This window comes from Pseudoalteromonas luteoviolacea (assembly GCF_001750165.1).
GTDB classification, from domain to species: Bacteria; Pseudomonadota; Gammaproteobacteria; order Enterobacterales; family Alteromonadaceae; genus Pseudoalteromonas; species Pseudoalteromonas luteoviolacea_G.
On record NZ_CP015411.1, the window covers coordinates 4,080,566 to 4,092,586 of the forward strand.

8 protein-coding genes and 16 tRNA genes are annotated in these 12,021 nt (G+C 42.2%); 8 read left to right on the forward strand and 16 right to left on the reverse strand.

All coding sequences use genetic code 11. From position 1 onward, the window contains the following. Nucleotides 1–229 precede the first annotated feature (229 nt). From S4054249_RS17450 to S4054249_RS17505, 12 genes are all read right to left on the reverse strand, one after another. The gene (locus tag S4054249_RS17450) at nt 230–979 is read right to left on the reverse strand and encodes a helix-turn-helix domain-containing protein (RefSeq protein WP_052960816.1); all 750 of its coding nucleotides are present in this window, start codon (nt 977–979) and stop codon (nt 230–232) included. Between the two features lie 49 nt (nt 980–1,028). Further along, on the reverse strand, nt 1,029–1,367 hold the full coding sequence (locus tag S4054249_RS17455; protein ID WP_046354114.1) for a DUF3703 domain-containing protein: 339 nt from the start codon (nt 1,365–1,367) through the stop codon (nt 1,029–1,031). A 163-nt stretch (nt 1,368–1,530) separates the two neighbouring features. Next, the gene (locus S4054249_RS17460; protein WP_046354115.1) at nt 1,531–3,111 is read right to left on the reverse strand and encodes a methyl-accepting chemotaxis protein; all 1,581 of its coding nucleotides are present in this window, start codon (nt 3,109–3,111) and stop codon (nt 1,531–1,533) included. A gap of 278 nt (nt 3,112–3,389) precedes the next feature. Continuing rightward, nucleotides 3,390–3,465, reverse strand: a tRNA-Glu gene (locus S4054249_RS17465). 71 nt (nt 3,466–3,536) lie between these two features. Continuing rightward, a tRNA-Glu gene (locus S4054249_RS17470) sits at nt 3,537–3,612 on the reverse strand. A 154-nt stretch (nt 3,613–3,766) separates the two neighbouring features. Next, nucleotides 3,767–3,842 (reverse strand) — tRNA-Glu (locus tag S4054249_RS17475). Nucleotides 3,843–3,913: 71 nt separating this feature from the next. Continuing rightward, nucleotides 3,914–3,989: transfer RNA gene (locus tag S4054249_RS17480), tRNA-Glu, on the reverse strand. Nucleotides 3,990–4,060: 71 nt separating this feature from the next. Next, a tRNA-Glu gene (locus tag S4054249_RS17485) sits at nt 4,061–4,136 on the reverse strand. A 154-nt stretch (nt 4,137–4,290) separates the two neighbouring features. Beyond that, nucleotides 4,291–4,366: transfer RNA gene (locus S4054249_RS17490), tRNA-Glu, on the reverse strand. 153 nt (nt 4,367–4,519) lie between these two features. Then, nucleotides 4,520–4,595, reverse strand: a tRNA-Glu gene (locus S4054249_RS17495). A gap of 71 nt (nt 4,596–4,666) precedes the next feature. After that, nucleotides 4,667–4,742: transfer RNA gene (locus S4054249_RS17500), tRNA-Glu, on the reverse strand. A 71-nt stretch (nt 4,743–4,813) separates the two neighbouring features. Continuing rightward, nucleotides 4,814–4,889 (reverse strand) — tRNA-Ala (locus tag S4054249_RS17505). A gap of 562 nt (nt 4,890–5,451) precedes the next feature. Here S4054249_RS17505 and S4054249_RS17510 point away from each other — a divergent pair. The 8 genes from S4054249_RS17510 (at nt 5,452) to S4054249_RS17545 (ending at nt 7,869) form a co-directional block, all read left to right on the forward strand. Then, nucleotides 5,452–5,527: transfer RNA gene (locus S4054249_RS17510), tRNA-Val, on the forward strand. A gap of 20 nt (nt 5,528–5,547) precedes the next feature. Next, nucleotides 5,548–5,623 (forward strand) — tRNA-Val (locus S4054249_RS17515). A gap of 16 nt (nt 5,624–5,639) precedes the next feature. Then, nucleotides 5,640–5,715, forward strand: a tRNA-Val gene (locus S4054249_RS17520). A gap of 15 nt (nt 5,716–5,730) precedes the next feature. Continuing rightward, nucleotides 5,731–5,806, forward strand: a tRNA-Val gene (locus tag S4054249_RS17525). A 45-nt stretch (nt 5,807–5,851) separates the two neighbouring features. Next, nucleotides 5,852–5,927: transfer RNA gene (locus tag S4054249_RS17530), tRNA-Val, on the forward strand. Nucleotides 5,928–5,943: 16 nt separating this feature from the next. Further along, a tRNA-Val gene (locus S4054249_RS17535) sits at nt 5,944–6,019 on the forward strand. Between the two features lie 15 nt (nt 6,020–6,034). After that, nucleotides 6,035–6,110: transfer RNA gene (locus S4054249_RS17540), tRNA-Val, on the forward strand. Between the two features lie 130 nt (nt 6,111–6,240). Then, a complete protein-coding gene (locus S4054249_RS17545) occupies nt 6,241–7,869 on the forward strand; it encodes a response regulator (protein ID WP_046356482.1) in 1,629 nt (542 codons plus the stop codon). Between the two features lie 44 nt (nt 7,870–7,913). On the opposite strand, the gene msrB is transcribed toward S4054249_RS17545, so the two are convergent. The 4 genes from msrB to zipA all read right to left on the reverse strand — a co-directional run bounded on the left by msrB (nt 7,914) and on the right by zipA (nt 12,015). Then, on the reverse strand, nt 7,914–8,366 hold the full coding sequence (msrB, locus tag S4054249_RS17550) for a peptide-methionine (R)-S-oxide reductase MsrB (protein WP_046356481.1): 453 nt from the start codon (nt 8,364–8,366) through the stop codon (nt 7,914–7,916). Between the two features lie 263 nt (nt 8,367–8,629). Beyond that, nucleotides 8,630–9,103, reverse strand: coding sequence for a DUF2919 domain-containing protein (locus S4054249_RS17555; RefSeq protein ID WP_046356485.1), 474 nt, complete (start codon nt 9,101–9,103; stop codon nt 8,630–8,632). A 79-nt stretch (nt 9,104–9,182) separates the two neighbouring features. Continuing rightward, nucleotides 9,183–11,204, reverse strand: a complete 2,022-nt coding sequence (ligA, locus tag S4054249_RS17560) for an NAD-dependent DNA ligase LigA (RefSeq protein WP_046356480.1) — start codon at nt 11,202–11,204, stop codon at nt 9,183–9,185. Nucleotides 11,205–11,301: 97 nt separating this feature from the next. Next, entirely contained in the window at nt 11,302–12,015 is a 714-nt protein-coding gene (gene zipA, locus S4054249_RS17565) for a cell division protein ZipA (protein ID WP_046356479.1), read from the reverse strand. Between the last annotated feature and the right edge of the window lie 6 nt (nt 12,016–12,021).

Below are 12,021 nucleotides of genomic sequence, written 5' to 3' on the forward strand. Positions count from 1 at the left end.
TTCACAGTGTTGGATAAATTGGCATAAGCGCAATGTGATGGATACCTTTGAAATGTTACAAAAAATGACCACTCATCATTATTCTTGATTATATCTATATTTTTTAACTGTTTAATAACGGGGCTTAGTTTTCGATGAATTTTACTGTGATATGAGAGGTCAATTTGCACCTGCGCGATGCAATTGAAGGGGCAAGACATGTATTATATGGCTTAACTTATTATTCCTGTTACTTAAATAAACTGATGGCTTGTCTAATTGTCATGCCAAATGTATTTTTAAAGGTACGACTTAAATGGGCGCTGTCAGAAAACCCTGCACTAAAGGCAGCTTCAGTTGCACTCGCCCCTTTTTGCATTGTTAGTAAGGCACATAACATTCTTCTCCATAATAAATAAGGCCGCCAAGAAATTCCCACTTGCCCAGAGAAAAGGTGTAAAAACCGACTTTCTGATAAATGATATTTTTGCGCAACCTCTTTTGCACGCCATTGCAGCGGCTTTATGCACTCTCCACTAAAACACGAGTTCAGCTCAGCCAACAAGCAATTTATCCGAGGGTCTGTAATAGTATTTAGCTGGCTATCTAACATCCCTCCCCTTGGTATTAACTCAGCGAGAGCTTTGAAAAAAATAGTGCTCGCGTCACTGTGAAACAAGGGTGGCTTTAGATTAGCTTCGGCACTAAGTAATTTCAGAGACTGACCACTTAATTGCTCCTTTAAGCACTCCCCTAATACGCTATGCGGCTCAACTAATAACACCCACCCGCTTTGCATTTTCAAGCAATGTGGCGTATTTGAATCAATGATCACTACCTTATGAAATGCCTTACCTGCTAGAGTACAAGTGCTGTCTCTATCTGGCCAAACAACTTGCATGGCGATATGCTGATGTTCATCCGCATCGATGCTAGCGCCATGAAGTAATATATATCCAGTCTTTATCCAGACGTTTTGTTGCAAAACTTTTTCACTCACTTTGTCGCTGGTTTATGTGCTTTTAGGACTAACTCTAATCAAATTTTCTTTATTCATTAAAGAAAACTTTAAGCTCATCCGGTATGGGCATAGACTTAATTGAACTAACATTGGCACCTCCCGTATTGCCTTTAGGCACCCAAATGCGTGAGAAAATAATTGCAGCAAACACTCTTAATATTTGCCCCAATACTTCTTTTTTATCCGCCAGTTTAAGTCCTACTTTTAGCATCCACCAATGGCTTTTGGTGTGCCTGCACACAGACTTCTGCCCAAGAATATGCGCTCTTTCAAGAGATTCGAAACAAGTAATAAAATCGCCTTGCTGATACAAAGTTTGTGCGGTCAGCATTTCCCGTTCATAAGCCAGTTTTAGTGCTTTATTCATAATATACCTCTGTAAGCTAAACAAATATATCCGCTGAATAACGGCTAATGGAAATCTTAAGAGAATGAGTGGTGAATTAATTGAATAAACTGGCTATTTTATGTCGCTGGCTTTTTAGGTAGCCCACATGGTGGCGTGTAAATACACGCCACATAAGTCATTATTAATTTTGAAATTTAGCAATAAACTGATCCACCAATGATTTTTGATCAGATAGCGCTTTTTGAGTGTTTGCCATGGTTTCAAGCGATCTATCCGAGCTTTGCAGTGAGTCAGTCGCCAGCTGAGAAATCGTCACCGCATTATTATTAAGCTCGTTACTGACTCCCGACATCTCTTCCGTTGAAGTTGCAATTTGATAATTCAGACTAGAAATATCATTCACGATCGAGTTGATACTATCCAAAGAAGCTTTCGTACCCTCCGCTTTTTCAACACACTGCCCTGACTTTTCAACCCCATTTTGTATCGCCTGTACGGCGCGTTCTGCACGCTGTCGTAGGTTGGCGACGATATCATCAATTTCTTTTGTTGAGTCCTGCGTACGCTGCGCTAGAGCTCTAACTTCATCAGCCACAACCGCAAAACCTCTGCCCTGCTCTCCAGCACGCGCAGCTTCGATTGCCGCATTTAATGCAAGCAAATTGGTTTGTTCAGAGATCCCACGGATCACATCCACAACGCCACCTATATTCACCGTTTGCGCATTGAGATCTTCAATATCGGATTGGGTTTGAGTCAATTCTTCTGACAAGGTGTAATTATTTTCCATATTCTCATTGACCGCTAAGCTGCCCTCTTTGACAGATTTTAATGCGGCTTCTGACTGCGATGCAGCGTTATTGGTATTTGATGCAATCTCTTGTATCGTCGCCGTCATTTGGTTAATTGCGGTAGCAAGCGATCCTGTCTGCGCTTGCTGATTATTTAGCAGTTGAGCACTTTTATCACACTCATCAACGGTTTCTTTAGCATGGCCTCGAACCGTATCACTGGCATCTTTCACTCGGCCAAGTACTGCACGTAATTCTGATTCTCTGGCTAATAACGCCAGCTCAATCGCGGCAATGTCGTTAACTTTATTAATATAAATCTTTTGCATTAGTGGATTATCGTAGACTTTTCGTGCCTTTTGACTTAACTCCCTGACAGGGGATAAACGCTGGTAAGTTAAAATTAAAGCAACAACAACTAAAACAGTTTCTAAAATATAGGACCAAGGGGACGGCAGCGACGCAAATATCATACTTAATATATAAAACGCGCCAATGATCAACATCATCTGAGCAGACAACGACATTGAAGCTCTGGTAAAGCTATCTACTGATGCGCCATCATGGAGTTTCTGATAAATTTTTTCTGCCCTGTTAACTACCGAACGATCTGGCTTTGTTCTGACCGATTGGTATTCAACGGTTTGGCCACTGTTATTTGTAATGGGTGTTACGTAGGCATTAACCCAATAGTGATCACCATTTTTACAACGATTTTTTACCATGCCCATCCAAGGCTTACCAGATTCAATATAATTCCACATATTTTGAAACGCCGGTTTTGGCATACTGGGATGACGCACAATATTGTGTGGCTTACCTTCTAGCTCGTGTAATTCAAAACCTGCTACTTCACAAAACTGACGATTAGCATACTTGATCTGCCCTTTAGTATTAGTTGTAGATAATAAATTATAAGAACTGGGATAGTCGTATTCGCGGTTGGTTACCGTTGTTCTTCCTTTAGCCATAGCAACTCACTCTAAATTAAAAGGCAATAGTAAGTGATTACGCCAATGCGAGCATGACAAAAATGACTAAAAATTGTTCTAAACCAAGCTTATGCAGATAAATGGAAGTGTAAATTTATCCAATATCTAAGCCTTAATTCATCACGAGATAGACAGGAAAATACAGAATACCAATCAAAGTCATTAAGCACGAGAGTCAATTGCGCACTGCAATAATAAATTTAAACTTAGCAAAGGGAATTAATTTAGCAAGAATGGCTGAAGGATAACAAAGAAGGTGGCGTCCCCTAGGGGATTCGAACCCCTGTTACCGCCGTGAAAGGGCGGTGTCCTAGGCCTCTAGACGAAGGGGACACAGTATGTGTCACTAGGACTGGTTATTTAGACTCTTACCATGCGAGCATTTGATACTTACTTAAAGTAAGTGGCGTCCCCTAGGGGATTCGAACCCCTGTTACCGCCGTGAAAGGGCGGTGTCCTAGGCCTCTAGACGAAGGGGACAAAAAATCTGCTCATTGAAGCAACGCTTCAATAATTTTTTGTTAGCGTGAAGGTCGAATAGACCGAACTTCATTATAACAAAACAGTTTTGTGTCACTAGGACTGGTTATTTAGGCTCTTACCATGCGAGCTTTTGTTACTTACCTAAAGTAAGTGGCGTCCCCTAGGGGATTCGAACCCCTGTTACCGCCGTGAAAGGGCGGTGTCCTAGGCCTCTAGACGAAGGGGACACAATATGTGTCACTAGGACTGGTTATTTAAACTCTCACCATACGAGCTTTTGTTACTTACCTAAAGTAAGTGGCGTCCCCTAGGGGATTCGAACCCCTGTTACCGCCGTGAAAGGGCGGTGTCCTAGGCCTCTAGACGAAGGGGACACAATATGTGTCACTAGGACTGGTTATTTAAACTCTCACCATACGAGCTTTTGTTACTTACCTAAAGTAAGTGGCGTCCCCTAGGGGATTCGAACCCCTGTTACCGCCGTGAAAGGGCGGTGTCCTAGGCCTCTAGACGAAGGGGACAAAAAATCTGCTCATTGAAGCAACGCTTCAATAATTTTTTGTTAGCGTGAAGGTCGAATAGACAGAACTTCATTATAACAAAACAGTTTTGTGTCACTAGGACTGGTTATTTAGACTCTTACCATACGAGCTTTTGATACTTACTTAAAGTAAGTGGCGTCCCCTAGGGGATTCGAACCCCTGTTACCGCCGTGAAAGGGCGGTGTCCTAGGCCTCTAGACGAAGGGGACAAAAAATCTGCTCATTGAATCAACGCTTCAATAATTTTTTGTTAGCGTGAAGGTCGAATAGACCGAACTTCATTATAACAAAACAGTTTGTGTCACTAGGACTGGTTATTTAGACTCTCACCATACGAGCTTTTGTTACTTACCTAAAGTAAGTGGCGTCCCCTAGGGGATTCGAACCCCTGTTACCGCCGTGAAAGGGCGGTGTCCTAGGCCTCTAGACGAAGGGGACACATTATGTGTCACTAGGACTGGTTATTTAGACTCTTACCATACGAGCTTTTGATACTTACTTAAAGTAAGTGGCGTCCCCTAGGGGATTCGAACCCCTGTTACCGCCGTGAAAGGGCGGTGTCCTAGGCCTCTAGACGAAGGGGACACAATATTAATTTTAAACATTCGAAGTTTAAAACTAATTAATGTCACTAGGACTTTTTTCAACGATGTGCTTGGTGGAGCTAGACGGGATCGAACCGTCGACCTCCTCGCTGCCAGCGAGGCGCTCTCCCAGCTGAGCTATAGCCCCTTTGCATACAGTAAATTTGTTACTGTGCATCGCTGAGTGCGGGGCGCATTCTATGCAGGCAGGAAAATAAAGTCAACAATTTTTAGTTAAGTTTTTTCTAATTGCCTTAAAAAGCGCCCAAGAGGACACAATATAAACAAAACCCACTTTAAATTCAAACAAACCTTTTGTTTTGGTTTGATTTTTGTACTGATCTAGCCCTCCCTGCCCCACTCTAATTGATGACTATGACAGGTTTTAACTTTTTCACTCTTTTACTGCTTAGTATATTGTCAAAAAAGCAATACTCATGACTTAATCTCTTGCATGGCATATCAAAAGCAAAGCACTTAAGAGAAATAGAGCATCGTAAAGATACAAAATCACAACTTTGAAGATTTTTAACTACTGTTATTTAAACTCCTTATAATGAAGAGCTATTGTATTTAGATTAATTTGCCTATAAATACAGCAAGCAAACGAAATTTTCATTTTTAAGTATTGACTCCTTTGCTTGGCTCCCTATAATAGCGCCCCACAGCAACGCGGTGTTATACACAATGTTTGTTGTAAATTTAGATATGGGTTGTTAGCTCAGTTGGGAGAGCATCGCCCTTACAAGGCGAGGGTCACTGGTTCAAGTCCAGTACAACCCACCATATCTAAGTATATCTATATTGGGTTGTTAGCTCAGTTGGGAGAGCATCGCCCTTACAAGGCGAGGGTCACTGGTTCAAGTCCAGTACAACCCACCAATATAGACTGTAATTTGGGTGATTAGCTCAGTTGGGAGAGCATCGCCCTTACAAGGCGAGGGTCACTGGTTCAAGTCCAGTATCACCCACCAAATTACACATATCCCGGGTTGTTAGCTCAGTTGGGAGAGCATCGCCCTTACAAGGCGAGGGTCACTGGTTCAAGTCCAGTACAACCCACCACTTAAATCCGCATTGCGGTTGGATAATATCCATATAATCTATATTGGGTTGTTAGCTCAGTTGGGAGAGCATCGCCCTTACAAGGCGAGGGTCACTGGTTCAAGTCCAGTACAACCCACCAATATAGACTGTAATTTGGGTGATTAGCTCAGTTGGGAGAGCATCGCCCTTACAAGGCGAGGGTCACTGGTTCAAGTCCAGTATCACCCACCAAATTACACATATCCCGGGTTGTTAGCTCAGTTGGGAGAGCATCGCCCTTACAAGGCGAGGGTCACTGGTTCAAGTCCAGTACAACCCACCATTCTTACTTTTCTTTCTGTTAAACCACGTTTATCTTCTTGAGTTGTATTTTAACTTCTATCTCAGACTATTTTAAAAGTTTGAAGAAACGTCTAGACTAAAATTATTGTTGGTAACATTCTGATACTAATATGGCCGTTCAACCATTTGTTAATTCGAAAATTTTAATTGTGGAAGAACAAGCGCTTTCGCTCAGCTATTTGAAGCAATCTCTAGAGCGTTTAGCCTATCGCAACATATTTGTCGCAGAATCAGCTGCAATCGCAAAAGAAAGCTGCGAAGTTAATAAATTTGACTTGATCATCTGCTCTTTTGACTTAAGCAAAAGACAAAATGGTTATCAACTTTATGAAGAACTCTTAAAGAAACGATTAATCAAACGAAGTACTGGTTTTATTTTTACTTCAGCCGAAACGAGCCCTGAACTGGTCCATAGCGTTGTTGAACTGCAACCCGACGACTTCTTGGTCAAGCCATTTACCATCAAAGATCTGCAATCACGGATCGAACGAGTACTCAAAAGAAAGCAAAGCCTTAAAAAACTCTACACGTTAATAGACGATGAGAATTACTCCAAAGCACTCAAGTTTATCAATGCCGAATTGGATAGCCAGCAAACTAGCTACTCAGTCATGTTACTAAAATTAAAAGGCGAAATGCTGCTGAAGCTCAAACGTTTTGATGAAGCCAAGCAATTTTATAAATCAGCGTTAGACTTGCAAAAGTTTACTTGGGCAAAACTTGGCTTAGTTGAAGCCCTCATTGCAAATAACGAAGACTTTACCGCTCAAAAATTATTAAAAGGCTTGATAGAAAAAAGTGAAACTCGGCTTGCAGCACTTGATCTGCTTGGACGATTAGAAATTAAATTAAACCAATTTGAACACGCGCAAAAAGCACTACATGAAGCGTCGCAAATTGCCCCAAGAAATCTGTCTAGGCAAAAGTCATTAAGTACCGTTGCGATGATTAATCATGACTATGAGTGCAGTTACAACGCACAAAAAGAAATTGCCAGCTTTGCCAAGTATTCGATCCATGATAGCCCCGAAGTTTATTTAAATGCAGCAAGAGCCGGCATTGATTTCGCGTTGGCCACAGATCAACATGAACAAATCAATAAAATTACTCGCCAAACACAACAGTACTTGAACGATTTAAAAAAGCAGTTTCCTCATGCTATTAATCAAACTCAAATGGACGTATTGCACGCACGCTTACACTACCTTAAAGACGAGCACAAAAAAGCACGTCAATTAATGGAGCAACTCGATGACGAACCTCAGATCCGCTCTGTTGACGCAGCATTAGATAAAGCCAAAGCTTTTCATGAATTAGGGTTTCAACACAAAGCACAGGCTCTATTTAGTCAAATAATCGAACATTGTGAGCGGCATCAAAAGCAGGAAGATCCTGTTATGATGCGTTACTTACAACAACAGCATGATGAACGTAAAGATATTACAATGGGCCCCAAAGAGCTCAACAATCACGCTGTGAAACAATTTAATAAAGGGCAACTTGATGTAGCCTTAGAAGCGTTTTCTCAAGCTTTTAGAGTAATGCCTAAAAATGCCAGCATCGCCTTAAACCTGCTCCAATGCCTTGCGGATGCGACTGGAAAAAAGGGTATTACATTTAACACAAACCTTGCCAAGAAGTGTCTAAAAGTTCTACAAAGCACTGATCTCGACTCTGAGCAAGAGGTACGCTTCGATAAACTTATGGCGCAAATGAGGGAAATGGGGTTAGCGCAATAAAGAACACTGCGCCACACCTATTATATCAGTCGACCTAGATTGGATTACGTAACAGTCTCTTGTTTAACCATCGCAAGTGCGTTTACACAATACCGTAAACCACTGGGCTTAGGGCCATCAGGAAAAACATGTCCCAAATGCGCGTCACAAACATTGCAGACAATTTCTACTCTTGTCATGCCATGGGTTGTGTCTGCATGGTAAGCTATTGCATTCTGACTGGCAGGTTGAGTAAATGATGGCCAGCCAGAACCACTCTCAAATTTTTCTTGAGCATCAAATAACAGCTCACCACAACATGCACATTCGTATTGGCCTGGCTCGAATAGGCTACATGATTCAGAACTAAATGGCCTCTCAGTCCCTTTGTTTCGAGTAATATGAAAGACAGAAGGCTCAAGTAAAGCTTGCCATTGCATTAAACTTTTTTCGACCTTTCTAGGTGGCGCTGGATTACCTTCGCTCGCCCACGAAAGTATATCTTTCCAAAGTAACATGTTGATATTCCTAAACTAGTTTAATTTTTATTATTAGAAGATAATAATAACTATCTCATCTATCACCGCGTAGTACACATCGAGCATAAACCTCATTGATGACACAACTGGGTCAGTCAGTGCTTTAACGCCAATAAAATGAATTCGTCGCGGACTTACTTTTTCAGCTCACAGATTGATACGAATTAACCGTTTAATTAGGTCACAACAGATAGACAAAACACCCCAATATCATTTAGGCGTCTTGCCGCTTTTTCGTCAAGCTATTTTGCATCTGGTTCAGGCCAGTCGCCAAAAAAACAAGTTAAATAACGACTGTTGATCAAATATAAAATAACCCAAGATACCAAAACAATTTGACTCGCAAGATAAAATGAAAACTGGTAATAATTACTGGCAGCTTGCATTATCAACCAACCAAGGTCTAAGGCCGCAGCCACTAGCATAGGCCAACGCATATAACGCCATACACGCCCCCATTTTTGCGAACTAGTTGGCCTGCGCATGGAATATACAACGGCTGGTAGCAAAGCGATTGCAGCGATACTAATTGCCACCAAAAAGTTAGTTTTAGAGGGAAAGAACAAACTCATAATGTCTAAATCTGGGCGCCAAGTCAGTGCTGACATCAACCAGACAAAAAAAGGGCGAAGCAAAACAAGCAAAGTTAAGTTGAACCCAAGCGGTGTACGATATACGCCATACTTATCCCAATATTCAGGCCCAAACCGCCCAATTAACTTACTCACACTGCCCTCTCTATTTCTGTATGTTTTATTAGCTCCCCGTCCTGAGGATGAGCTTTGTCATTATCATTTACCCTTGATGCTGTTCAAATAAAGCGATTAAAGCTGCCTCATCCATCACTTCAACACCTAAGTCTTGTGCTTTTGTCAGTTTAGAACCAGCCTTTTCACCTGCAACCAAAGCATGTGTATTTTTGGAAACACTGCCAGCGACTTTGGCCCCTAATGCTTGTAACCTCGCTTTTGCATCATTTCGATTTAACTGGCTCAAAGTACCGGTTAATACATACGTTAGACCTTCAAGCGGCTGAGATTGCTCTGAGGGTGCTTCGATATCAGACCAGTGAACGCCCACCTCTTGAAGCTCAGCAACAACTTGTTGATTATGCTGCTCACCAAAAAACGCATGGATATTATGTGCCACGATAACACCAACATCACTCACCTCTTGTAGACTTTCAATGGAGGCGTTCATAACATTTTCAAGTGTTAAGTAATGATTCGCTAAATTTTGTGCCGTTGCTTCACCCACTTCTCTAATGCCTAGCGCATACAAAAATTTCGCTAATGTTGTCTGCTTGCCAGCTTCCAGTGCATTTACTAAGTTTTTAGCTGATTTAGGGCCCATTCGCTCTAAGGACTCAAAGTGGCCTTGACGCAACTTAAACAGCTCTGCAGGCGTTTTTATTAGTTCTCTGTCCACCAGTTGCTCAACTATCTTATCGCCCAGCCCATCTATATCTAAGGCTTTTCGCGATGAAAAATGTTTAATCGCTTCCTTTCTCTGCGCTTGGCACACTAACCCGCCCGTACAACGCGCAACAGCTTCTCCCTCCACACGTTCAACATGTGAGTCACACACTGGACACGTCTTTGGAAACTCAATGTCGTAAGCCTCTTCAGGTCGCTTATCTAATACAACTTGTGTGATCTGCGGGATAACATCTCCAGCACGACGGATAATGACATGATCTTTCACTTTGATACCCAAGCGATCAATTTCATCTTGATTATGCAAAGTCGCGTTCGATACGGTCACACCGCCGACAAAAATAGGCTCAAGCCTTGCTACCGGGGTCACCGCTCCCGTGCGCCCCACTTGGAACTCGACATCCAGTAATTGAGTCATTTCCTCTTGTGCAGGAAATTTAAATGCAATTGCCCATCGAGGTGCACGAGCAACGAAACCCAATTGAGCTTGCTGCTGCTTGTCATCGACTTTGATGACCACGCCATCAATTTCATAGCTCAATGCATCTCGGCGCGTTAAAATATCTTGATAATAAGCCAGTGCTTGAGATACCCCTTCCACACGCTTCGTTTCAGGACACATGGGTAAGCCCCACTGTTTTAATTGCTCTAACTGGCCATAATGTGTCTCAGCAAGCTCAGCACCTTCCACTGTACCCATGGAGTAGGCATAAAACATTAAAGGTCGTTTTGCGGTGATCTTAGAATCTAGTTGACGCAAACTACCTGCCGCAGCATTTCTTGGATTGGCGAATGTTTTTTCATCTTTCGCTAATGCCGTTTCATTAAGTCTTTCAAAGCCGGCTTTATCCATAAAGACTTCACCACGTACTTCAACCTCCTCAGGAATGTTGTCACCTCTTAAACGCAATGGAATGTTGCGAATGGTTTTTACATTTTCTGTGATGTTTTCGCCCACTTGGCCATCACCACGCGTTGCGGCTTGAACTAATATACCGTTGCGATACAAAATCGACACTGCCAAACCATCTAGCTTTGGTTCACAGCAAAATGCCAGCTCACTGGATTCCAATAAACGTTCTTTAATACGGCGATTAAATGCGTTAAATTCAGCCTCATCAAACGCATTATCTAAAGATAACATCGGTACTTTGTGCGTCACCTGATCAAATTTGCTCAGTGCGACACCGCCCACTTTCTGCGAAGGCGAATCGGCGGTTAAAAGCGCCGGGTTCGCTATTTCCAGTTCGGTGAGTTCGCGCATTAACCTATCATATTCTGCATCCGGCACGGTGGGCATATCCAATACATAATATTTATAATTATGATCTTCCAGTTGTGCTTTTAATTCATTGATTCTATTGCTGATAGATTCCGACATTTCAACCTCTTAATAAAACAAAAGCCACCGGTCCTTACCAGTGGCTTACTCTATCTTTTTTGTTACCCGACACACGGGTCATCTTTGCATCTAAAACTTATGCTGCAAACTCACGTACTTTTTCGACATACGTGCGAATTGTATCAACTGTCAACGGTTCGCGATTGCTATCTAATACTTGCGCACCGAACTCATCTGATAACTTTTTCGCTGCACCATGTAACATATTAAACGCAGCCATGCTGTCGCCCTCACACGGTAAAGTCATAAACAAACTCACTCCAGCTGTGCTGAACTGTTCCATGTTATCAATATCAAATGTGCCAGGGTTATACATATTTACCAATCTAAACAATACTGGGCCATTACCCGAAGACTCTAAGTGTCGATTAAAAAAGCCCTCTTCAGAGTATTTAAAACCAAGGCTTAATACACTTGGTAGTAACTTGGAGCCCGCCATCGTTAGCCCTTCAGGCATTTGGATGTGTAAAATGATAAAGTCTTGCGGCTCAGGTGCTGCTTGCGTACTGTGGGTTGAGGACTCAGCATTTTGCTGCTCTGCAGGCTGTGGCTGTGTATCCATTTGCTCTGTGTCAACTGTACTCGGGTGCTGTTCTTCCTCGACAGCAGCAAAGCTCATATCACTTAGTTCAGGCTCTTTTGGCTTAGTGTCCTCGTTCGCAGTTGATAATTCTTGTCTACGACCATTTTTGTCTTCTTTTTTTCTAACAGACCATAGCCCATGTATCAGTAGTCCACCTATGATCAACGCACTGATCACGATTAATGCCCATCTTAATTCTGTGGCCATTGTTCA